General features: G+C 37.7%; 23 protein-coding genes. 6 read left to right on the plus strand and 17 right to left on the minus strand.

Annotated features, from left to right (window positions below):
* Positions 1 to 277 precede the first annotated feature (277 nt).
* A complete protein-coding gene (locus tag ACY0M5_RS14750; RefSeq protein ID WP_124992849.1) occupies positions 278 to 847 on the plus strand; it encodes an acetate uptake transporter in 570 nt (189 codons plus the stop codon).
* A gap of 145 nt (positions 848 to 992) precedes the next feature.
* Here the strand turns inward: ACY0M5_RS14750 and ACY0M5_RS14755 are convergent, their stop codons facing one another.
* The 6 genes from ACY0M5_RS14755 to ACY0M5_RS14780 all read right to left on the minus strand — a co-directional run bounded on the left by ACY0M5_RS14755 (position 993) and on the right by ACY0M5_RS14780 (position 4,623).
* A complete protein-coding gene (locus tag ACY0M5_RS14755) occupies positions 993 to 1,307 on the minus strand; it encodes a putative quinol monooxygenase (RefSeq protein WP_101307842.1) in 315 nt (104 codons plus the stop codon).
* A gap of 310 nt (positions 1,308 to 1,617) precedes the next feature.
* The gene (locus ACY0M5_RS14760) at positions 1,618 to 2,379 is read right to left on the minus strand and encodes a DUF2202 domain-containing protein (protein WP_461629657.1); all 762 of its coding nucleotides are present in this window, start codon (positions 2,377 to 2,379) and stop codon (positions 1,618 to 1,620) included.
* A gap of 124 nt (positions 2,380 to 2,503) precedes the next feature.
* Positions 2,504 to 2,950, minus strand: coding sequence for a Spy/CpxP family protein refolding chaperone (locus ACY0M5_RS14765; protein WP_124992847.1), 447 nt, complete (start codon positions 2,948 to 2,950; stop codon positions 2,504 to 2,506).
* Positions 2,951 to 3,037: 87 nt separating this feature from the next.
* Positions 3,038 to 3,571, minus strand: a complete 534-nt coding sequence (locus ACY0M5_RS14770) for a periplasmic heavy metal sensor (RefSeq protein WP_160463457.1) — start codon at positions 3,569 to 3,571, stop codon at positions 3,038 to 3,040.
* Positions 3,564 to 4,001, minus strand: coding sequence for an anti-sigma factor family protein (locus ACY0M5_RS14775; protein ID WP_461629658.1), 438 nt, complete (start codon positions 3,999 to 4,001; stop codon positions 3,564 to 3,566). The genes ACY0M5_RS14770 and ACY0M5_RS14775 overlap by 8 nt, the downstream gene beginning before the upstream one ends.
* Before the next feature lie 46 nt (positions 4,002 to 4,047).
* Complete coding sequence (locus ACY0M5_RS14780; protein ID WP_461629659.1) at positions 4,048 to 4,623, minus strand: RNA polymerase sigma factor; 576 nt, start codon at positions 4,621 to 4,623, stop codon at positions 4,048 to 4,050.
* A 284-nt stretch (positions 4,624 to 4,907) separates the two neighbouring features.
* Here ACY0M5_RS14780 and ACY0M5_RS14785 point away from each other — a divergent pair, with 284 nt between their 5' ends.
* The 5 genes from ACY0M5_RS14785 (at position 4,908) to ACY0M5_RS14805 (ending at position 7,779) form a co-directional block, all read left to right on the plus strand.
* Positions 4,908 to 5,246 (plus strand): TM2 domain-containing protein, encoded by a 339-nt coding sequence (locus tag ACY0M5_RS14785; RefSeq protein ID WP_461629660.1) that lies wholly within the window; start codon positions 4,908 to 4,910, stop codon positions 5,244 to 5,246.
* A 26-nt stretch (positions 5,247 to 5,272) separates the two neighbouring features.
* Positions 5,273 to 5,665 carry a DUF2752 domain-containing protein gene (locus tag ACY0M5_RS14790; RefSeq protein WP_461631696.1) on the plus strand — a complete coding sequence of 131 codons (393 nt, stop codon included), beginning with the start codon at positions 5,273 to 5,275 and terminating at the stop codon, positions 5,663 to 5,665.
* Complete coding sequence (locus tag ACY0M5_RS14795; RefSeq protein WP_461629661.1) at positions 5,662 to 6,114, plus strand: hypothetical protein; 453 nt, start codon at positions 5,662 to 5,664, stop codon at positions 6,112 to 6,114. Before ACY0M5_RS14790 ends, ACY0M5_RS14795 begins: the two co-directional genes overlap by 4 nt.
* Positions 6,115 to 6,144: 30 nt before the next feature.
* Positions 6,145 to 6,492: a hypothetical protein gene (locus tag ACY0M5_RS14800; protein ID WP_461629662.1), complete on the plus strand. Its 348-nt coding sequence runs from the start codon at positions 6,145 to 6,147 to the stop codon at positions 6,490 to 6,492.
* Positions 6,493 to 7,134: 642 nt separating this feature from the next.
* Positions 7,135 to 7,779: a PQLLE family protein gene (locus tag ACY0M5_RS14805; protein ID WP_461629663.1), complete on the plus strand. Its 645-nt coding sequence runs from the start codon at positions 7,135 to 7,137 to the stop codon at positions 7,777 to 7,779.
* A 154-nt stretch (positions 7,780 to 7,933) separates the two neighbouring features.
* Here the strand turns inward: ACY0M5_RS14805 and ACY0M5_RS14810 are convergent, their stop codons facing one another.
* The 11 genes from ACY0M5_RS14810 to ACY0M5_RS14860 all read right to left on the minus strand — a co-directional run bounded on the left by ACY0M5_RS14810 (position 7,934) and on the right by ACY0M5_RS14860 (position 24,015).
* On the minus strand, positions 7,934 to 9,220 hold the full coding sequence (locus ACY0M5_RS14810; protein WP_461629664.1) for a glycoside hydrolase 5 family protein: 1,287 nt from the start codon (positions 9,218 to 9,220) through the stop codon (positions 7,934 to 7,936).
* Positions 9,221 to 9,270: 50 nt separating this feature from the next.
* The gene (locus ACY0M5_RS14815; RefSeq protein WP_461629665.1) at positions 9,271 to 11,871 is read right to left on the minus strand and encodes a beta-mannosidase; all 2,601 of its coding nucleotides are present in this window, start codon (positions 11,869 to 11,871) and stop codon (positions 9,271 to 9,273) included.
* Between the two features lie 72 nt (positions 11,872 to 11,943).
* Positions 11,944 to 13,905, minus strand: coding sequence for a sialate O-acetylesterase (locus ACY0M5_RS14820; protein ID WP_461629666.1), 1,962 nt, complete (start codon positions 13,903 to 13,905; stop codon positions 11,944 to 11,946).
* A 149-nt stretch (positions 13,906 to 14,054) separates the two neighbouring features.
* Positions 14,055 to 14,690, minus strand: coding sequence for a GDSL-type esterase/lipase family protein (locus ACY0M5_RS14825; RefSeq protein ID WP_461629667.1), 636 nt, complete (start codon positions 14,688 to 14,690; stop codon positions 14,055 to 14,057).
* Positions 14,691 to 14,739: 49 nt separating this feature from the next.
* Positions 14,740 to 15,858 carry an SGNH/GDSL hydrolase family protein gene (locus ACY0M5_RS14830; RefSeq protein WP_461629668.1) on the minus strand — a complete coding sequence of 373 codons (1,119 nt, stop codon included), beginning with the start codon at positions 15,856 to 15,858 and terminating at the stop codon, positions 14,740 to 14,742.
* Positions 15,859 to 15,936: 78 nt separating this feature from the next.
* Entirely contained in the window at positions 15,937 to 17,310 is a 1,374-nt protein-coding gene (locus ACY0M5_RS14835; protein ID WP_461629669.1) for an MFS transporter, read from the minus strand.
* A gap of 93 nt (positions 17,311 to 17,403) precedes the next feature.
* Positions 17,404 to 18,615, minus strand: a complete 1,212-nt coding sequence (locus ACY0M5_RS14840; protein ID WP_461629670.1) for a glycoside hydrolase family 27 protein — start codon at positions 18,613 to 18,615, stop codon at positions 17,404 to 17,406.
* 5 nt (positions 18,616 to 18,620) lie between these two features.
* Positions 18,621 to 19,820, minus strand: a complete 1,200-nt coding sequence (locus ACY0M5_RS14845) for an AGE family epimerase/isomerase (RefSeq protein ID WP_461629671.1) — start codon at positions 19,818 to 19,820, stop codon at positions 18,621 to 18,623.
* Positions 19,821 to 19,878: 58 nt separating this feature from the next.
* Positions 19,879 to 21,270, minus strand: a complete 1,392-nt coding sequence (locus tag ACY0M5_RS14850; RefSeq protein WP_461629672.1) for a glycosyl hydrolase — start codon at positions 21,268 to 21,270, stop codon at positions 19,879 to 19,881.
* 180 nt (positions 21,271 to 21,450) lie between these two features.
* Entirely contained in the window at positions 21,451 to 22,326 is an 876-nt protein-coding gene (locus tag ACY0M5_RS14855; protein ID WP_461629673.1) for a hypothetical protein, read from the minus strand.
* Between the two features lie 69 nt (positions 22,327 to 22,395).
* Positions 22,396 to 24,015 (minus strand): RagB/SusD family nutrient uptake outer membrane protein, encoded by a 1,620-nt coding sequence (locus tag ACY0M5_RS14860; protein ID WP_461629674.1) that lies wholly within the window; start codon positions 24,013 to 24,015, stop codon positions 22,396 to 22,398.
* Positions 24,016 to 24,064: the final 49 nt, after the last annotated feature.

Raw genomic sequence — 24,064 nt, forward strand, 5'->3', positions numbered from 1 at the left:
TCAAAAAGAAACGATCCTCATGTATTCAATTACATGAGGATTTTTTATTTAAGTATCTTTCATCCTCTTTTTCAGTATGTTTGCGAGTATTCTACAACACACAAGAGATCTTAAGCTTCAGAACAAAACACATTTAAACACTAACAATCAGAATCTTACATTTCTCAAAACAAAAACACAAGCTAAAAGCATGTTTTATAACTACTTAGATATAGTACTGGTCTCTTGATCTAATTGCTAGTTTTGCGATCTGAAAAATCAGAATAAATATATATAGATGAGCAACGTAAAATTAGGTAATCCGGCTGTAGTCGGACTTGGTGGGTTTGGATTGACAACCCTTTTATTGCAGTTTCATAACATCGGATTGTGTGGATTAGGTCCTGTTGTTGCAATGGGATTTGTTTTTGGTGGACTGGCACAGCTTATGGCTGGTATGCTCGAGCACAAAAACGGCAACAATTTCGGTTTTGCAGCATTTTCCGGTTACGGTTCATTTTGGATTGGTTTAGGTGTTATCTGGCTGATGAATTTTTACGGAGTATACAAATCATCGACCACTGATGTTGGATATTACCTGGTTGCATGGACCTTATTTACTGTTATTTTATGGGTAGCATCATTCTTTATTCATGCTGCAATGGCTACCACTTTTACTACATTACTTATTGGTTTCATTCTTTTGGACTTAGGTCATTTTGGATTTCCAATTTTAGATGAGGTAGCTGGATACGAATTGATTATTTGTGCATTATGCGCCTGGTACATGATGGCTGCTATCATTATTAACGACGTTGCTGGTCGTACAATTTTGAAAGTGGGTCAGCCATGGATCAAAGCGAATTAATATTCTCTTAAATTCAACTCTTTTCGAGTAGAGTTTAACTGAACTAAAAAGAGGTAAACCGAAATCTTTCTCAAATCAGATCGGTTTGCCTCTTTTTCTTTTTCCTACTTTGTACGCCTTTGCGTCTCCCTTTGGTTAAACCATGCTACTTTAATATCTCCTTGTGCAGGCTCACATCAAACTCCTTTACGTGATCTGGTTTGCCATCATTAAAAAAATCGGTAATATATTTTTGACTGCAATGCTCGTCGAAGGTTTTCTGATCGTAAAACTTCTCTACAAAAGTAATTACATGCGGATTATCGATGCTCTGATTTAGTTCGTAACGAATGCACCCTCCCTCCTGATGTGTTGGCAATAATAAAGCATGTAAATTTTTGATTAACTGATCGGCCTCGCCCTCATTCGCAATAAATCTGGCAATACAAACCAACTGAGTTTCATTTTTTCTAATTTCCATATCTGTTTTTTATGTTTTGATTCTTTCGAAATTCAAACTTAAGGAAAATTTCAGAAACGATCATCTCTTCTGATAAGGGATTGAGGGAATAAATTGACTGATTAAAGCGACGTGATTTTGTTCTTTAAGAAGTTGCAAAAATTGCTAATAGCGGGCTATTAAATGTTTTTTCAAGGAACTTAATGGGCAAAAGAACAAGCTTAAAGCGTCAAGTTATTTCGAAAAATTTCCTAAGAACAAAAGGCCGTTGATATTGCATCAACAGCCTTTATTTTCATGATTACCCTACAATCTTTCTAAACCCGGAAAATCAATTCCATCCATTTCCGTTCCCTTTACGGTTTCTGTATTTATTTTGATAATCATTCAAACAGCCACTACCGCGTTCAGTATCCGAATTAATGATCTCATTAAAATTATCCTCACTTAAAACTGTAGGCTCATAATCTACACCATAAGTACTTAACACCCGAACAAAAGCCCGTAAATGATTTCGTGAACCTCTCTGCAAATTATCATACACCAAAAGAATATCCTCATTCTCAGTTTCAGCCATCAAATCCTCTAAATCTTTAATATCCACTTCTTCAATAAATGCACCGGCCTTTAAGGCTTCTTCCACTGATAGTTTTCCTTTTTCGCTTAATTCATCATACAAAGTTTGCAATGTCTCATTATTGTATTCCCCCGCAATTCCGGTTGCCGGATCCTCAATTCCGAACAAATCCAACAAAGTTAATACTGCAGCTGCATGAGTTGATTCCGAACGGGTAATATTGCTGAAAATCCTTACATCATACAAATCAGCAAACAGACTGTATGTATCATGAGCCAGCAACTCTTCTTCGCGCATTAGCAGCAATCCCTCCTGCTCACTTTCATCAGCAACTGTTGTATCCATACTCAATACCGTTTTTAAGTTCGCCGTAATAATATCGGTGTATCCATCGTTCGAAACTTCAACCAAGGGCAAATTTGCCAAAGCTTCCGTTCCTCCATCCTCACTGTCGCAGGCAAAAAAGCCAAAACTCAGTGCAAAAGCGATTAAAAATTTTGTCATTCTATTATTCATCTGTTTATAATTTTAAGTTTTTGTCAGATGGAACTTACCATATAATCATTTCCCTGTGTGTAGAAAGCTTTATACATGGACGTTTCATGATTTCTGAATTTTGTTTTCAATTTTAAAATATCCATTACCAGTTTCCACGACCTTGTCCACCTCTGCCTCTTCGGCCTTGTCCGCAGCCATTACCACAAGCTCTGCCTCTTCGGCCTTTTCCTGAAATATACTGTGCATTTGAGTTTCTGTTTTGCAGGTATTGCACGCGCTGTTCAGGAGTAAGCACTGCGCTTACTGCATTGGTATGTTTGCTTAGCTCTGCCTGCATTTTTTCTCTCACATTTGCTCTGTCGCTATTACTTACAGCGGCCCTTCTTTCGGCACGCAAAGCGTCCATCACTTTCAAATGATCTGCTCTCAAATCATTCAACTGCTTGTTCTGTTCAACCGTTAAATTTGAAATCTGACTGCAATCATTTGCCCTGCGTCTGTTTTGTGCAAAACTGTCGGCAGCAGGAATTGTAAACATGATTACCATCAATAGTAATCCTAAGTTTCTAACTAAATTTTGTGTTTTCATGATCTCATTTTTTAATTATTTTTTTGACATACTTCTCCCGGGATGCAATACAAATCACTTCCTAAAAAGAATATTTACAATAAAACGCTATTGATTTCTACCGCCGGGACCATTACCATGTCCCCAGCCTCTTCTTCTGCCTTTTGGTGTTTTTACATTTTCATCCTTTTGCAGCAAGCGGCTAAACAAATCATATAGTTTGGCCTGTTGCTCTTCATTCAATTCACTCTTCATATCCAAATAAAACTGAACTGTTGTCAATTTCAACTCCCTATGCATCTCGCCAATCTCACCGGCAATATTTTTCAGTTTCAAAGTATCGCAATTCTTGTTTCCCAATTGCTGCACCATCTCGCTTCGCAAAGCACTCAACCGATTCATAATCTGGTTTGCATCGTGATTGTAGTTCCTGTTTAAGGATCGGAATATCATCTTCTCCTCTTCATTCAAGCCCAATTGATCTTTCAGAAAACGAGTTCTGAATTCATCAGGCATCTCCACCTTATTTTCTTCCACAATTCTTTCCTGCTGCATGTGATACCAAAACGAACCAATCGTTGACAAATTAACTGCCAGTAAAATTAAAGCCAGCCACATCCAAATTTTATTCGCTTTATTCATGATATCCATCGTTTAAAAAGAACAATTCAATGGTTTCATTATCTATTTCGTTAAAATAGGGATCAATCAAATTCGATTGCTGAATATTTTCAGTATCCGAAGCAAAATTTGCTCCCATAAAAATGCCCGATCCAATAGCCAATACAAACAGGATACTCACAAAGGCAGGCATTAATAGTCTGATAAAAACCGGCTGATTGGCTTTTCTTTGCTCTTCCTTAAAACGGTTCATCGTTTTTGATACAAAATATGGATTCGGCTGTAAAAATTTCTCCTTCTCAATAACTCCCATAGCCGACTGAAGTAAAACCAAGCGATCGGAACATGAACTGCACTTCGACAAATGATTTTCCACCTGCAGCATTTCATCTTTCAAAAGTTCCTTTTCCAGATAAAAAATTAGTTTGCTATTTACCTCGTTGCATTTCATTTGTATTGTTTTTTATATTGGACACCACTCTTAATAAAAACTTGCGCTACCTCTTAAAATTTTTATAATACCCGATGAGTTTTTTCTGCAAATTCGATTTTGCCCTAAACAGCAGCGACTCTACCGACGATTTCGAAATCTGCATCAACTCAGCAATTTCTACATAGCTCAGTTCCTCATACTTACTCAATGTAAAAGCAATTTTCTGATTTTCGGGCAAAGAATCCAAAGCTGCATGAATTGCATTGGCATGATCTTTTTCCTCGAGAGCCTTACCGGGATTTACAAAACCTGCCTTTTCCTGAACCTCTTCCTTTTTTCCCTGAAAAAAATCTTCGATACGACTAAAAAACTTTCTCCTTTTATTGGCCCGAATTGCATTTAAACTGCGTGTAATTGTAATTCGGTACAACCAGGTTTTCAGGCTCGACTCACTTCTAAAATCAGTTATCGAATGATAAACCTGAATAAAAACATCCTGGGCAATGTCTTCAGCATCTGTCTGATTGTGAATCATCCCCATAGCCGTATTCACCACCATTGCCTGATAGGTCTCTACAAGCTGGCGAAATGCTGTTTCGTTTCCGGATTTGAGTTGTTCAACTAACTCCTTTTCAATCATGGTAAAAATACTTCGATGCTGATTATGTGAATTTAAATGCTTAGACACCCATTCGCAAATAAACTTGCGTTCTTCCCCGAAAAAAATTGAAATAAGTAAATCTAAAAACTTCGATAAGGAAGGTATTAATTTATCTTTTTAGTATGTTAAGAAAAATGATTTTCATAAATTAGCGCTTTTTTATTTTACAAATAAAAACGGAACTGTGGAATCAAACACCACTATAAAAATAGGGCGTATCCGAAAAGCCAAACGAGTAGGATCATAATATATAATTTAGCAAAATGGATTCACAGAAAGTGGACATGTTTATCATGACCTATGGAAAGTTTTTTGAAAGTCACCAGATTATCGGAGTAAGAGAAAGTTTAAAAAATGCCGATGAATCAAAATGGGCAATTGTTCAATCTATTTCATTTAAAGATCCAACAACAAGTTTAATCATTTCATTACTAGGCGGACCCTTGGGTATCGATCGTTTCTTTTTAGGAGATACAGGATTGGGAATTGGCAAATTGGTAACATGTGGTGGCTTTGGAATCTGGACCATTATTGATTGGTTTCTGATTATGGGCGCAGCAAAAGAAAAAAACATGTCGAAACTTATGCAGGCACTGGCTTAATGGCAGGAAGCAGGAATCGGCTTTATATGCTACTGATTGGTGCATGTTTAGTGGGGTATCTATGGTTATTTATCAACCTAAATAAAGAAACTTCAATATTTCCGAATGAAATAAATGTTTGTTTGTTTAAAAAAATAAGCACAATTCCCTGTCCTTCCTGCGGCTCTACAAGGTCTGTTCTATCTTTGCTTCATGGCAGGATAGAACAGGCTTTTCTTTTAAATCCTATTGGTTTTCTTCTATTTTTAATAATGACGGCAAGTCCGATTTGGATCTGTATTGATTTTCTGCTTAAAAAGGATAGCTTTTTTATTTTTTACAACAAAGCAGAGCACATCCTAAAACAAAAACTCGTTGCCATACCTCTTATGGTGTTGGTTCTCTTAAATTGGATTTGGAACATTTATAAAGACATATGATATCAACTGGTAAGTTTGCTTACGAACCAAAAGATTATGAAGCTGAAAAAGCTTCGAACAGCTATGTGATGTCGCTTGCTGCCCTGGTAGCCGGGTTACCTCTCCCTATAATAAATTTGATTGCAACTTTCTTTTTTTTTATTGCCAATAGAAAAGAAACCTACTTTGTTCGCTGGCACTGCACACAGGCATTGTTATCGCAATTCTCTTTGCTATTCATAAACAGCTTTGGCTTTTGGTGGACCGCAGCAATCCTGTTTGATTCCGAACCCATTACAAACAGATACTTTTCCTATCTGATTACTGCTTTTATTTTCAATCTGGCCGAATTTATAACTACAATATATACAGCAGTAAACACACGAAAAGGAATTCATGTATCGTGGTGGTTCTATGGTCGCTTAACCGATATACTTTGTCATCCGAAAACAGAAATACCCGAGAAATAATTTTAACCAAGCTTATTTCAGATTAAAAATATGAAACTCTTATTATTTCAGGCTATTATATCTATAAGTTTATTCTTTGGAATTTGGGGATTACTTAATAACGTCAATTGGATTTCTATTTTTAAGATAGAACGAATTCAAGAAAATACGGAAGAAAAACTGAGAGAGCTTTATTGGGAGCTTTTTAATGAATATGATGCAGAAATAAAAGACATTGAAGTTCTTGCTCCTCAGGATAGTATTCTTTCGAAAATTTGTACTTCTAATAACATTGACAGGACGCAAATTAAACTCCATATTATTAAGAGTGACGAAATATCTACCAGTAATCAAGATTCAGGAATACCTGAAAAAGGCGTAATGGAAAATCAGGAATAAAATTGAAGAAAGTATGAATTTTCAGAAATTAAGAGACTCCTGGGTTACAATTTTAGGCTTATCTCTGAAACTGTAATGCCGGATCAGAAATAAGAATCTTTTGCCGTTAAGATAGCAGTAAAAAGATTTTTATAAATTTGTTCAACCGTAGATAGATTAAAGAACAATACTACTATCATAAATTAAGTAATAATCTGTCAAGCTATTTCAGGAGAAGACACATCCCTCTGCCATAAAGTAAGTTCCCGATCCTAAAAAGTGGCTTCCCTATGTTCAAAAGCGACAATTTGTCGGAAAAAGCGTCCTCCCGATCCTAAAAAGTGAATTCCTTATGCACAAAAGTGCTTTCCCTGTCCTAAAAAGCTTTCTCCCAATGGTAAAAAGTTCCTTCCTTGGGGAAAAAAGTAAATTTTTAGTTAAAAAAATGAATTCCTAATCATAAAAAGTAAAATACCTTGGCACATTGCGTTTTTTATAGCCTGCCAATCAATTTCCACCCCTTATTAACATATCCATCTTCACATTAAAACATAACTTTAATTTCTTATGTTTTTGTTTTTTAAAATATTATACTTACTTTCAGTATCGCTTAAAAAAAACATATAGATAAACAGAACAATTGACCCTGAAATAGATATTATCATGCCAAAAAGTTTACAAAAATCCTTAGAAGAATGTAGAATACTCGTATATGGTTTATCGGGTAACGAAGCTATTAAAACAAGAATTGCGGCGATTTATCCGGAAAAGCGCATTTTGGATGGAGTAAAGCTTTACGAGAATGCGAAATCGGCTTTCGAAAGCCAATCGACAGAAAAAATTGAATCGACAGAAGCAAATCGTGAATTTAAGATTGTATACGAAAAGATCTACGGGCAATTGGTTAAGATCCGTAAAGCCGGACGTTACTTCTTTAAGAATAACGCCGAACTAAGAACTATTCTTCGTTTAAACAAGGAAATACCGGGCAACTATGCTGACTGGAAAAACCTATGTGAGGAAACTACAAATGCAGTTCTTCAGCACGTTGTAATTCAGGATAAATTAGCATTGGTTGAGTTAGGCTCTGAAAAAATTACTGAAATGGCACAGCAATTGGAAAAAATTGATGAGCTAAAAATAAAAGCGGAAAAAGAGGATGGTGAAGCTCAGGTTGCCACGGTTCGAAAACAAGAAACCTTTAACAAATTAATGGCATACTGCACCGATTTACGCGCTTGTCTGGATCTGTTTTACGAAAGATCGGAACGCCAAACCTTAGAACAGCTTGGAATATTAATTAAATAGAAACTACTACCACATATATATTTTGAATATGTATACCCCCAATTGCTTTACAGCGGTTGGGGTTTTTCACAATAAAAAAGACGCGGTAAAAAAACCGCGTCTTTCTGATATCTCATTGATTCTGTTTTCCCGAACACGAACTGTGGAGGAATGACTAAAATTTAGATTCGCAGCATCTTTTTATGATTGCGAGAGTTGTAGAATCTTTATCATACACTCCATACCATCCCTGCAATTCGTGAGGAGGATCCCCTAAATAAGTATCGCCTTTTTTCCAGAATTCTCCTGGATGTAGTGGTCTTCCTTCTCCTGAATAGGACCAAAAATTTACACCTCTCACCATTCCATTATTCCTTATGGATTCATCTACTTTGTTGAAAATAAATTCGAAAAAACGATCGCGGCAATTGGTTGTTGTGTCGGGAGAAAAAGATGAACCATCGCGGGCAATTCCAAATTCTTCGAGCACTATTGGCTTTTGAAGCTTTTTAGCTGCATCTACGTGAACATCCCAATAAGAATTTACCTTTTGAAGCATTTCAGTGTATACCGAATCGCTTTGTTCGGGACTATACCAGCCCCAATTTTGTGCCCAGATGTGCATGGTTATGTAATCGATATTCGAATCGTCGTTATCAATTAAAACATTAACCCCGGAAACCAAATCAGCCGTGTTTCCTTCGGTACCCAAACTCACCAAATGATTTGAATCAAGACTTTTGATATAGGCTGAAGTGGCACGCGTCCATTTCTGCAGTTGCTTAGGCACATCGTAACCTCGTGGTTCGTTCGCCAATTGCCAGGCCATAATCACAGCATCATCTTTATAGGCTTTTCCGGTTATCGAATTAATTCTGCCAATAATGGTTTTAATATGATTCTTCATCATCTCCTGCGCCGAGTCGTTGCTAAAAAACTGTTTGGAGTAGTCGGTGAACTGCTGCCACGAACTTGGAGGCTCCTGAGGATAGGGAACTTCCCCCATACCTGCCCAACGCAGATACTGAGGAAATCCCCCACTCCAGGTCCAGAAATTACCAAGCACCATAACCGCTTTCATCTCTCTTTTTTCCATTTCGGCAAGCAGGAAATCCAATCCTTGCCATATATCATTGTTGTACACTCCCGGAGCCGTTTGCAAGGCTGGATGGATACAGTAGCGCATAGCAGAGTCCGCTTCACTTGCAGCCAATATCCGCAAATTGGTAATCCCCAATTCCTGCATTTCATCCAGTTCCCTTACTAATCGCTGCTGATCGCCCGATTGAGGAGCTCCCAGATTCATTCCCTGCCAATAATTAGCTCCTTTAAAGTTATATTCCTTTCCGTTTAGTGTGAATCCATTGTTAGCCACTTTAACAAAGTTGGCTTCATGTTTTTGCTGACAAGCAGAAAAAACGATGAGTAAGCCGGCTAATAAAAAGAGTAGAGTCTTGTTCATAATTTTTATAAGTTTATGCACCAATACTTTTTTAGGTGCTGTAGTTTTTCTTACTCGGAAATTTGCTGCAAATGCCTTATTTGCAAATCGCTTTGCTTTGGTAAATCATTTCCTGTCAATTCTATTGTTCGTTTTTCGCCCGGCAGTAAATCAAAGTAATTATCGGAACATCTAATATCTGAATCCTTAAAACTCAGGTACAAGTCGCGAACTAATTTATCGGATGAAACTTGAATAAAGTGCCTGTCTTCTTTTTCGATCAATTGTACGTCAATCTTAGCTTCGGGCAAAAGCTGATCTTTTGGTTTGGCAAAATAGTACCTGCCGTCAGCCAGTAGCCGATCCTCTTCTCTTACTTCCATTTGCAGCACAACCAACTTTTTATCGAATTTACCAAGTAGATCAGCAAGACTGCTTTTGAAAAGTACCGAACTGGTATTGGCTTTCAAATCAACATAAATTTCCTGTTTGAACAATTGTTCTCCTTCAAAACTGATCAGATTCAGACTCAAAACACCCTTCTTCCCAACCAATAAATCTGAAACACCATAAATGGCCAGAGTATCATTTTTTGCAAAAGCAGATACCAAAACGGGTTTATATGCTTTTCGAACCATGTAATGCATGGCTTTCCATTTGTGATAATAATCGGTACTGCTCCAACTGGCAACCGGCCAGCAATCATTAATCTGCCAGTAAAGAGTTCCCATGCAATAAGGTCTGGCCCGCCGGTGTGCCTCAACAGCGGTTTTTATTCCCCTTGCCTGCAATACCTGGCTCATGTATAGAAATTCCTCAAAATCAGCGGGTACTTTGTAATCCCAACCCATGTATTCTTTAATGCGTAAATTACCTATTCCGCTTCGCTGATGAGAAGCCATCACTTCTGATTCTATGTTGTAATCTTCGGGTAAGGTGTACTTTTTCACCGTTTCGAAATCGGGGAAAGATTGAAAACCGTATTCGCTCATAAAACGAGCTTTGTACTTGTCAAAATCCTCGAACGGATGCAATCCGTGCCACACGCCCCAATAGTGCATATCTCCGCTCCTGCTGTCGTAAGCCGCATGCTTTTCGGGTTCGAATCCTGCCTGTGGTGACGATGGCCAATAGTCATCTCCATCGGTATATTCCGCAACTGCATCCGGTAAAATGTCATGAAAAATATCCATGTATGCCTTTTGAATTTCTTCCCGTTGTTCTTCGTTATACAATTCTTTCCAACCCCAACCGGCTTTGGAAAAATAACTCCAGGCAGTATTTATTTCGTTGTTTCCGCACCATAGGGCAATGGATGGATGATTGCGCAAACGCACAATATTGTCTTTGGCTTCCTGTTTCACATTTTCTAAAAATTCCTTGTTGCCCGGATACATGGAGCAGGCAAACATGAAATCCTGCCAAACCATAATGCCGTTTTTATCGCACAGATCATAGAAAATATCGTTCTCGTATGTGCCGCCGCCCCAAACACGAAGCATGTTCATGTTGGCATCTTTTGCATCGGTAATTACCTTTTCGTAATCGGCTTTGCTAACCCGTGGCAAAAAATTATCATTGGGAATGTAATTTGCACCTTTTGCAAAAACAGCAACTCCATTCAGTTCAAAATAGAACGACTCCCCTGTCTCATCTTTTTCCCGAACCAGTTTCAAACTTCTCAATCCTGTGCTTAGCCCGTATTTAGATATCACCGAATTGTCCTTCACCAATTGAGCTTCGAATTGGTACCTGTTCGGCTCACCCAATCCGTTTGACCACCACAATTTCGGATTTTCGATATTGAATGGAACAGAAATCAAACTGCTTCCTTTTTCAATTTCAACTTGTTTACTCAGCAATTCTTTGCCGGTAGATTGATCTTTTACGATTACTTTTCCTGTAAAAGCTTCGTTTGCTTCCACAGTAAAATCAGCAGTCAGTTTTGCCTGCTCTTTCTTTACCGATTTTTGCTGAATGAACACATCTTTAATACGAGCTTCATCCCAGGCTTTAAGCTCAATTGGCCGCCAAATACCTGATGTCACGAAACGCGGTCCCCAATCCCAGCCATAATGATAACCGGCTTTACGGGTAAAAACCGACACTTTTTTGTCCCCCAACCCGCCATTTTCTGATTGATCGTTACCCGCAGGATATGTATAGGCTGATGTATTCAATAATTCCAATCCTTTTTTAACAGGAGAATGAAAATAGATGCGAAGTTGATTCTCACCTGATTTTACCAGACTTTTAATATCTATTTCCCATTCCCGAAACATATTATCGGCTTTCAACACCAACGAACCATTAACATACACATCGGCATAAGTATCCAATCCTTTAAAATTGAGACGCAGATTTTGCCTGCTGATTTCCTTTTCGGATAATTGAAAAGAACTGCTGTATTCCCAATCCTCTTTATCAATCCATTGCTGATTTTTTTCGTTTGTACGATAAAACGGATCTTCAATCTGTTTATTCGCAAGCAAATCGGTATGAATGGTTCCGGGTACTGCCGCTTTTCCTGCCAACTCACCATTTACCTGATGATAAGTCCAGTTAGAGTTTAATTCCCTTGTTTCCATGTTTTGAATTTCATTGGGTTGACATGCATTGAATAGTCCTGTAAAAAATAGTAATGCCATTAAATTCAACCTGTAATTGTTCATGAGCTTGTTGTGGTTTTTACAAAGTTTATTTTGATAATAAATCTATTAGTTCCTCCGGACATTAATCGGAATCTACAATTTCGCTTCAAAAGGACCCGCTGGTAATTTCGCAGAATTGATTAAGTTGCAATCGGGATTGGAACTCCATGCGTAACGCACCGAAATAGGTTCTGTCACCTGATCCGAACTAAGAATGATTGTATTCTTATCAATTTTAGCCTTTGCCCAATGGTAAACTCCATCTTTTCCGGCAATTGCAAAACCTGTTACTTCTCTGTTATCCGAAGCTGTGAGCCCTTTGTAACAATGATCAAATTCTACAACGAGAGAAGAATTTTTAGTAAGCATCGCTTTATAAGTGGGACCACAATAAGGGATATTCTCGCCATAAACTTTGTTTCGAGCCCACAAAGCCAAACGTTTTCCAACATCCTGTTTGTTGCCTGGATGAATGTTTTTAGCATCTCCTATATCAACAGCTACGGCCATTCCTGTGTTTGGTAATTTAAGGGTTAAACGCTGCGCCTCGCGAAGTTCGGCCCAACTATCGTTCACGGGTTCCGTATTTCGCTTCAGATAAGAAGCCAGCTGCACGAAAATAAACGGAAAATCCTCTCCGCCCCATTTGCTTCTCCAGTCATTAATCATAGCAGGAAATAATTCTTCGTACTGCTTTGCTCTGCCGGTATTGCTTTCTCCCTGATACCAAATTACACCACGAAAACTGTATGGAATTAAAGGATTAATCATGGCATTAAACAATACTGTTGGTTGATTGGGATCGTTTAGTTCCATTGGAATTGTTTTAATGTCTTTTAAATCATATCCGACCTTACACTTCCAGTTTTTAGCCAATTCCATTCTAAATCCATCTTCCGATGTTAAAGCAAAATGAGAAGCTTCTCCCACAAAACCTCCGGCACCACGATAATCGGATAAACGAATTGCAATTACATTTCTACCCGGCTTTACCAGATTCGAAGCCAGCTTGTATTGTCTGGGAACATCCCATTCGGTGCTCTCTCCCACTTTTACACCATTAAACCATGTTTCATCGGCATCGTCAGGCGCGGCAATGTGCAAAGTCATTTCTTTATTCGCATTTTCATCAGAAATACTGATGGTTTTTCTGAACCAAATACTTCCGTCAACAGATCCAATTTTAGTGCTTTCTACCATACCCGGCAGATTCATTGGCATCCAATCTGCATCATTCAAATCAACCGAAGCAAAAATGGTATCCTTACCATTAATTCCTTTATCGGCCTCGCCTGTTTCCTGAATAAAAGCAGCAAGGTCTTTTTTGTATTTTAGTTCCAACTCTTCTTTGGATGTTGGATTTTTTTCAATTTGAAGTACTTTCTCCCGAAAATCAGCTATGTTTTTTAAGGTTTCAGCACTCGTCCAGGCTTCGGCTACGGTTCCTCCCCAAGCTGTCTGGATTAACCCAATGGGCATATTTAAATTTTCAAGCAAATCGCGGCCAAAGAAATAAGCGACTGCCGAAAATTCTTTACAGCTCTCGGGAGTGCATGTTTTCCATCCTTTCGATTCCATTTTTGTTTCAGGCTGAAAAGATGTGTTTCGGTCAACCATAAAAAGACGGATATTGGGATGATCTGCATGGGCAACCTCTTCTTCAGCATTGTTAACATGAGCCCAATTGCCTAAAAGCGGCATTTCCATATTCGATTGACCGGAACAGATCCAAACTTCGCCCACATAAACATCTTTAATTTCCAATGTTTCATTTTTGGTTTTCACCGTCAGGTTATTCGGACCACCATAAACTTCAGAATCAAGTTCAATTTTCCATTTCCCATTTTCATCTGCGACTGCTTGTTTTTGCTGATCTCTGAAGAGAACAGTAATTTTTTCGTTAGCCGGAGCTTCACCAAATACAGAAACAGGCTTATCGCGCTGAATAACCATACCATCACCAAATAGCGGAGACAGACTTATTTCCTGAGCAAAACAGTTCGCGCCTGAAAATATCAGTGTGAACAAAAAAATGACAGTTCTGAAGTGTTTCATCTGTTTATAATTTTAAGTTTTTGTTATATAGCCTGTTCCGAACTTATTTCGGGAGAACTTACCATACAATCATCTCCTTGTCTTTAGAATGATTTAAACATGGATGTTTCGTTTCCTTTTATTATTTTCTTCTTGAATCCTTACTATATCTATTTACTAATAGCCTCACCAACAATTTCAGACATTCGTTTGTACCCAATTTTATTAGGATGAATTTTGTCCGGAAACAAATCTTCATTATTGTACATCGCAGAATGCAAATCAATCAATTTAACATCTCTTTGAGTTAAAATGGAATCGACAACAGGAATAACGCCATTTACAATAACTGAATCACGAATACCCCAAACCTGAGCAAATGCACGTGGCGGATAACAAACAAAAATCTGCATTTTCGGATTGGTGGTTTTAAGAGTATCAATCACACTCAAATAATTGGAATAGAATTCATTGCCATATTGATCCCAATTCTGAGGCTTTGAATCATTGGTTCCCAATAATATTATTGCGACATCGGCATTATACTGCAGTGCCTCGGTAAAAGCGCTTTCTTTCCAAAGCGGAAAGTCTCCTTTTTTCAACATGGTTCTGCCACCAACACCAAAGTTTCTCACCTCTTTGTTTTCACCCAACATTGCGTTCATCTGATTTGGATAAGAATCCTGATTATCTCTTCCAAATCCTTGCGTAATACTATCGCCAATACATGCAATTTTAACAACATGCTCCTTACAGCCAAATAAACAGAAGCAACTTAGAAGACTTACAATTAGAAATTTTCTCATTTTATCTTATTTAAATTAATTTATATCAAAAATATAAATCCATTTGGGCTTACCAACACATTAGTTTTCTAAGTTCTATTTCCAATTCGTCAGCAATCAAAGCATGATCATCAATATTGGGATGAGTGTCACAACCTCTGATATACCTGTTTTTAAAGAAATATTTACTCACTTTGTTATCTCCTTCACTCTTTCTTCTTTCTACTACACTGTTGATGTATTTTTTCAGGACATCATTTAAAGTTTTATCGCCCATTGGACTTGTTAAACATATAATTTGCGTTTCTGGATAATAGGTTCTAATCAGCTTTATAAAATTAAGGTAGGCATTACAAAACAAGGTAGAATCCTGAATCCCATCATTCTGCCCCAGGCAAATGGTCAGCACATCTGGAATGTATTTGTCAAAATCCCAATTTTTGCCATCAATACCCAAACTTGTTCGGTGAAATACTTCAGGCATTTCCGTTGATGATCCGCAACAACTATGAACCAGTCCAATTCCCGAAACAGAAGTCAAATGCCATTGTGCATTTAATCCTCTGGCCGTTCTCGGGCCATAAGCCATATAAGCATTGTGTTGATCGTACCATTCTGAAGTGCCGCATTTTTTATAGGATTCGTCGCTGCCCATACCGCATGTAATTGAATTTCCGATGCACTCAATCTTTCTTTCGGATGATAATTTGCCGGGCATAATCGATGCACAGTGAATCTCTTTTATTTTTATGTATCCGATACCAGCTTCGGTATCCTTGCAGATTAAAACCGTGTGTTCACCGGAATCTAAATTTGTCGGAAGAGAGATTGTATCCAACTTTCCACTAAGTCTGATGCGGTTCTCAATTGAATTATCAATTACCAATTCTATAAAATTATGATTTCCCCATAGGTTTTCATCTTCAATAATAAACCGGCAAGAATTCCCTTTAAAACGAAACCGGAGATAAGCTCCAGGAGCCCACACCTTTGGGCATTGACCGCTAAAGTCCCAGCGACCTATGTATTCTATATTTTCATTCGAAAGATTCACTGATGCTAAATCAGATTCGCAATTTTGATTTTGAGAAACCGCAGGCAAAACAAAATTAGAATTTCCATTTTGTCCCAATGCTGAAAAATGCATGCCTATTACCAATCCTAATATGTATAAATATTTTGTCCTCATTACTATTCTCTAATTTACTTCAACAAGATGTTTTTTAACTGCTTTCAATTCCATAGGTGTTAGACACTTCAACTTATATTATTGACGCTTTTCAGCCAATTCGGAAATTACCTGTTTCATATATTTATCGCTCAATTTATACAGCAATAAAAACAGAGCAGAAAGCGCGGCACCAATGGCTGGATAAATACTAATCATCAAGCGAATTCCTTTTAATGATTCGAAAGATTGTTCAGCATTGGCCTCAAAACCATAAGCGGCCAACAGCCAACCTGTAACGGCGCCTCCAAGTGTCCATCCCATTTTTTGCGACATTGATGAAGATGAAAACACCAATCCAGTAGCGCGTCGTCCGGTTTTCCATTCCGAATAATCGGCAATATCAGCGTACATCGACCAGATTAGCGGCAATACAATTCCAGCTGTTACTCCAATAAAAATGTTGAGCAGAAAAATCAATCCTATTTGTCCGGGTTGCAGCCAATATAGGGCAATACTGAAGAACGATGCCAAAACCATTGCTCCGATAAAGGTTTTCTTCTTTCCTATTCTTGCTGAAACGGGTTTGGCTAACAAAACTCCTATCATATTTGTTACCAACCAAATGGTCATATATGCACCCGCCAACTTATCCCACTTCATTTCTCCAAGTAAAGGAATGGTTTGATCTTTGATAAAATATTTGAAGTAATACATGATGCTTCCATCGCGAAGAGAATTGAAGATCAGCACAGCAATACCAGCGCCAAGCATAATAAACCACTGTGCATTTTTCCCCAAATCTTTTACATCTTTCCAAATCGAATTTTTCACGTCCAATGGCTTTACTCTCTCTTTTGTCCACAAATAGGTCATGATGAAAAAGAAAGCTGCTACAACAGCATAAATTGCAACAGAATATTGATAGCTGCCTGCTTCACTTGAACCTATTTCCCTAAAAAAATCCAATAAATATGGAATAGAAGCAGTCATGAAGATTCCCCCGGAATAGGCACCAATAAATCTGAAGGAAGCCAAAGATGTTCTTTCATCCGAATTATCGGTCATTACTCCCATTAAGGAAGAATAAGGAACATTAATTGCCGTGTACACCATCATCATTAAGGTATAAGTTACATAGGCGTAAATCAATTTCCCTGACGGACCAAATTCCGGAGTGGAAAAGGTTAAAACCCCAATAATTCCAAACGGAATGGCAACCCACAAAAGATAGGGTCTGAATTTTCCTTTCGAAGTACTGGTTCTATCGGCAACAATTCCCATAATCGGGTCATTCAATCCATCCCACAAACGAGTCAATAACAACATTGTTCCAACTGATGCAGGAGACAACTCAACCACATCAGTGTAAAAAATCATGAGAAACATGGAGAAGATCTTCCAAAACATAGAAGATGCAAAATCGCCAAAACTATATCCAATTTTTTCTTTTAAACAGATTTTCTGATCCATTCTATTCGCTTTTAGTGGAGCTGTGTATAAATACTCCAAATAGGTTCGTACTTGCAAAAGCCATTCAACACAGCTTCCCGTTTGCTGGTTTTATTATTTCTGAGGACTAAGTTTTAGCAATAAAACATCATGCCCTTTAATTTTTGACTCAAGATTTTTATTGGTTAACCCGATATTTTTGGATGCATACAGATCGTACATCGAGTAACTTTTGTATTTCTTTTCCAATTGCTTGTGAGTTAGCTGATCGTTTATTGGATGTTTCCACCAATCATAGGAAAGGAGTAATTCATCGTTGCTCATGTTAATAAAAGCCACAGCCCATTCTTCATTGGCAAGAGGTTTCACCCAGATTTCCAATTCCGGACTTTTCAGATGGCAATAAGCTTGAATACCCAAAACATCCTGATTGACTGCAATTACATTTTTATTTTCGATTGTTTTCAATGTTTCGTTAGACATGCTGCGGAGGTCGTTTCCTAAAATCAGAGGCGAGGTCAACAAACTCCACATGGCAAAATGTACACGATCTTCCGAATCCGTCATGCCGTTCCCTACCTCCATCATATCCAAATCGTTCCAATGACCCGGACCTGCGAATTTCCGGAGGTCTTTACGTAGATTAATAATTGGCCAAATGCCTCGTGATGACCAGTTTCCATGACCTACTTCACAATCCCAGCAATTGGTAATATCACCGGTTACTCTCCACAAATGTCCAATATCCTTTGCCCATTTCCAAGGCTCATTATCGCCCCATTCGCAAATACTGAAAACGATTGGTTGTTTGCTTGCATGCAAGGCATCTCTCATGGTTTCATAAGCTCCTTTTGCATTTAAATTTTCGGTATTGCACCAGTCATATTTCAAAAAATCAATTCCCCATTCAGCGAAAAGTTTAGCATCCTGATATTCAAAACCACGGCTACCGGGATAACCAGCACAGGTTTGATTTCCGGCACATTCGTACAAACCAAATTTTAAACCTTTTGAATGCACATAATCAACAATGGATTTTATTCCTCCAGGAAATTTCTTTGGATCCGGAACCAGATTGTTATTTTCATCTCTTTCCTTAGCCATCCAGCCGTCATCCAATACAATATATTCATATCCGGCTTCTTTTAATCCTAATTCAACAAAAGCATCAGCAGTTTGCATCACCAATTGCTCATTTATATCTGTACCAAATGTATTCCAACTATTCCAACCCATAGGTGGAGTTAAAGCCAAATTCTCTGCTTTCTGAGCATTCACGCAAATGCTGAACACAATCATTATTAGTAATAAAACCAATTTTCTCATTCTGATTATTCTTTTAGTCTGCTATAACTTTCAATTAGTGCTCTGGTATTATGGTACGGACATTTCCAAAATCCTACTTTGCAATCACTGGCTACAGGTTTTCCTGCTGCATCAACCCGCCAAAACCATTCTCCACCCTTACCATCTTTAATATTGGCTTTAACAAATGTCCATATTTGAATGGCTCTGTCTAAATACTTTTTATTTCCTGTTATTTTGTAAGTATCCACCAAGCCAATAATCGCCTCGGCTTGAACCCACCAGTGCTTATCTTTATCAATAACCCCATCAATTTTCTCGTAAAAGACACTGCCATCACGATCCATTCCGTCATGAATAACTTTATCGGTTACCTGAACGGCTATTGTTTCCATTTTCTCAATCCATTTCTCATCATGAATCACTCTTGCCGCATCACTAAGCAACCAAGTTGATTCAATATCATGTCCAAATGATATTTCACTGGATTTTACTGTCCAATTCATATCAAAAAACAATTGAAACTGAAAAGTTTGTTGATTAAGAATCCTATCGTAAAATATCGACAACAAATCTTTAATACTGTTCTTCACTTCAGCATTATTCCAAACCCGATAAAGGTTGGTATAAGGTTCAATTATATGAAGGTTCGTATTCATTGACTTTGGCTCATTTGCATCTTTTTCACTCAAGCGCATATCATCCAACATCTGCCAGTCTCTGCCCAAAGCCTCAATATAACCACCAAATTCTTTGTCTTTGTATTTACTTTCCAGCAAATGAAAAAGATTTATTGCCTGTTTAAGACTGTTTTCGTCATTGGAAGCTTTATAATATTCCGAAAAAGCATAAATACCAAATCCTTGCGCATAGGCTTGTTTTCTATCATTCACAACCTCTCCTGCTGCATCAACAGCCCAAAACAAACCACCATTCTCATGATCCAAAAAAAAGGCAAGAATATAATCAAAAGCCCGCTTGGCTATTTCAAGATATCTCTCATTTTTACTATGGTTATATGCGGATGAAAATGTCCATAAAATTCTTGTGTTTAGTACAACTCCCTTTGCAATTTCGCTACTGACTTCACTGGTATTGGAAATCTCACTATAAAAACCACCATTATATTTATCAATTGTACTTTCTGCCCAATAATCAAGTATATCGAACCATTCTTGTTTAATTTCACATAGGAATTGCTCCAGTGAATTATTTTTTTCTCTCATCATCAATCTATTAATCCGTTTGGGGATTCACATTAAAATAAAACACCCTTTAAACATTCTACTTTAAATCAGGCATTTGATCTCGTGTAATCACATAAGTATTGCTAAAAGCATTCGTCCACCAAGCAACATTGGCATGTTCATGAACGTTACCCGCAAAATCTGATTCATTTGTATCATTTGTTCTTTCGTAATCGTACCAAGGCATAAAATAAGACCATTTAGCTCCGGCATTCCATTGCTCAGAAATATCAGCCGTGTTGCCACATTCACTTAGAGTGATCATTTTAGTAGGATAAGTTTGCTGAATTGTATTGAATTCAGCAGCAATAGAAGCTGCTTCAGCATTATTATAAATGTCTCTTCCCACGATATCAACATAGTTGTCACCAGGATAGAAGGCGTTGTCTTTTGTTTGTGTAGTCCACACCCATATCAAATTATTTAGTCCTTGAGCTTTAAAATAATCGAACATAAAAACCCAAAGTTCTTTGTAGGTATCTGCACCGTCAGTACCCCACCAAAACCACGTTTCACCATTCGTATATTCATATGTATTACCTGCTGCTTCGTGCAATGGCCGCCAAATAACGGGGATGTTTTTAGCCTGAAGCAATTTTAAGTATCCAACTATTTCTTCTAAATCAGCTTTGGCAACCGTATTTTCCCAAGTGCCATCTATTGTAACATTTGAAGCCTTAAAAGTTGTTTCTTCCGGTTTATAAGTATAATCTACAGAACCTTCGTAGGTAGGAACAATCCAGTGCCATCCAGCACTTATGATCCCATTGTTGCTCCACCAATCCTCAACAAAAGAAATGTCAGAATAATCAACCCAATCGACAGGAGAATAAGGCAAATGAACGTAATCAAAAGTTGCAATTGCAGGATATTTCCCTGTATGCTGTTTCACCCATTCGGCCTCGTTGATGTTCCAGTTCACATTGGCCATTGCAGAGGAAATTATTTTTTTCCCATAGTTCTCCTTTAAAAAGGAATACAGATTTGTGGCTTCCGGGGAAGGATTTGTACTTACAAGATTAACTCCGGCTTCTTCTATTTTAGATTCTTCTGTGGAAAAAGTCAATCGAATGTCTTCAACCAACGGAACATTAAATATACTACTTACGGAACCTGCAGGAATATTAATAGTATATGTTGTGTTTGCATTCAGATTTGAATTGAAAATTAGTTTAGTAGACGATGCTTTTACTTTGACAAATTTACTGTTCAATGTTACACTATGATTATCTGCAAGTGATACATCTTCATAAAATTCAACTTCAATATTGGTTGAAGACTTTACTCCGACCGCATTATCCTCAGGGATACTTGATTTAAATTCAGGGGCTGTTTTTGGAACAACACTGCTTTTAGAGCATGCAAACAATACACAACAAAATAAAAACACAACAATCAACTTACTCATTACAGATTCATTAAATTTCATAGTTATTTCAGAAGAATTAACAAAAATGATTGCTCAATTAATTATATTTCAATCTGTATTACGATGTAAACTACATGCCTATTACTTCATCATCAATAATATACAGATATTCAAAACCGATAAGAATTACCTGCGATAATATCTTATCGGTTTATCATATTTTAATTCTATTCATTATCCTTAAGGATACACATATCCCTCACGTTTATAATGGTAGAACCATGCACCACTCCATGCATCGGCATTTGCTCCACCTTCCGGCACACTAAGAATTAATTCATCTTCAGTCAATTTTACAATCCAGAACCTATATTGAATTTTATCATCTCCTGTAATTCCACATGGTATACTATGACCTGTCAGTTTTATTGATCCTTCAGACCAAACAGCATCTCCATTTTTAATTACATTATCTCCTCCAATTTCCATTATCCAACTGCCGGTACCATTGCCTGGTTGACCTATTCCGGACATTTCAGTTTCAAAATTCAACTGTCCTTCCATGCTAAATGTTAATCTATCCATAGCTGATGCACCTTTATTTTCAGCAAACCAATCCATAGTTACAGTCCACCATTCAGCTTTAGAACTTCCAATCCAGCCACCATTGCCCCAAACAGCGCCTCCGGCGTAATCATTGTCATCAGCCCACACCCAGGTTTTTTGTCTTACATCACCATTTTGAGCTAATAATTTCCAATAAGGATGGCTAAAGAATTCAGGATCATCTGCCGCAACAGAAAATGTTTTTGTTACTTCTACTCTTTTATCACCTCCCAAAAACGTTGCTTTAAGTGAATAATCCCCTTTCAAAGGTGCGTCAAACTGATTCTCATAATGAGAGCCAGTCCAACCATTGGAAGCTTCCCAATACACTATTAAATCTTTATTAGTGGTTGAGCATGTTACTATATTCCCATCAACAGAAACATTTACTGTTTTTTCTAACTCACTTGCTGCTTTTGCAGGCTCGAGCGAATGTCTGTTTTCGATGGGATCACAAGCACTAAATGCTAATATGACTATCGTCAATATGTATATAATATTTTTCTTCATTTTATTTAAATTTAATAATTGATAATACAGTTATTCAGCGCATCCATCTGCACTTTGTATTTACCTCTACTATTCCCATCCAGGGTTTTGAATCAAATTACCTTGTGATAAAGAAATTTCGGATTCAGGCAATGGTAAAAATGCTCTGTCCTCTCTATAGCTTATGCTGTATTCGTCATTCAAACCTAATAATTTAACAGGTTCACCATTGGCTGCTTCTATTGTTGTCTTAGCATCTCCCCAACGTAATAAATCGTAATATCTAAGGCCTTCAAGAGATAGTTCCAGTCGTCGTTCTTTTTTTAGATTGTCCAAAGAGTAAGGCACTTCATCCAATCCAACCCTTGCACGCACTCTGGTCATTCCTGTATTTGTTTCTGTTAATTCAGAATGCATCAACAACACATCTGCGAAACGAATAATCATATCATCCTGCATATTCCACAGTTGGTAACTGTCCTGTCCACCATACAAATTGTAGTACATACCTTTATAAACTCCACTACCAGACTCAGTCTCTGATAAAATGGCAGTGTATTTTTTATTGTATAAGCCTGTTTCATCTCTAAATTCCCATGCACCCCATTCGTAGCTTCCCACCAAAGCAGTATCTGTTGTTACATCTAAAATACTCATATCTAACCGAGGATCACCAACCATAGCATCTTTTAGCAATGTACTAACCTGACCAATTCCCCATCCCTGACCGTATGGGGCGTAATCCTTACCACCTCTTACTGAACTATACAAAACCATTTGGTTAGAGTAAGCTAAACGTCCAGGATTTCCGGGTCCTGAATAATTCGCCTGATTGGTATATTTTAGCGCAAAAACGGTTTCCTTATGTCCGTCACCAGGCCAATCAACGCCATCTGTAACATGAGCATACGGCCACACGCTTCTATAGTCATCCAGAAGATCATGACCGCTATTGTTAATGCAATCATCAAGCCAGGCAACTACATTGGCTTTTGTAACGCCGTTAGGTAATTCACTTGAAGTATAGTAGCCTGTATAAAATAAAAATACCCGGGCCATTAACGCTTCTGCAGCCCATTTCGTTGCACGTCCGCTATTTACACTAGCCCATTCGGCAGACCAACTCCCGCTTGGTAAATTCTCAATTGAAGCCTTTAAATCTGTTGCAATTTGTTCATAAATTTCAGTAGACGTTGCTTTTGGCAAGTAGACAAGCTCGGTTTGTAAGTTCAATGGAACCTCACCAAACAATTGCGCCAAACGAAAATAATAGAAGGCTCTCAAAAACTGAGCTTCCCCTTTGTGTTGTTTTTGAAGAGTCTCATCATCGTATTCAGCTTTATCAAAATTATTCAATAACATATTTAGTCGGTAAATACCTTCATAGGAACGTTGATAAATTGGCAGGCATAAATCGGAACCACGATTATCAAACTTGTCAACATCATAGGCTTGAGCATCCCCGGTTCCTCCTCCGGAATAACAATCATCCGATAAGACATTAGCAAGAAGAATTGGGTTATTCATTCCATTATCCACAGTTAGACTTGAATAAGCTCCAATAAGCGCTTCATCAATATCTGCAGGAGTTTTATAATAACTCTCCAAACTCTTTTCATATAGGTTATCCCTATTCAAAAGCTCATCTCCACATCCTGTCATCAGGATTAATGCAACTGATATAATCGATATATAAAATAATTTATTCATGTTATTTCTATTTAATTTCCATAATTCATATAAAACAAACATCTTTTTT

The organism is Labilibaculum euxinicum, from assembly GCF_963678175.1.
GTDB lineage: Bacteria > Bacteroidota > Bacteroidia > Bacteroidales > Marinifilaceae > Labilibaculum > Labilibaculum euxinus.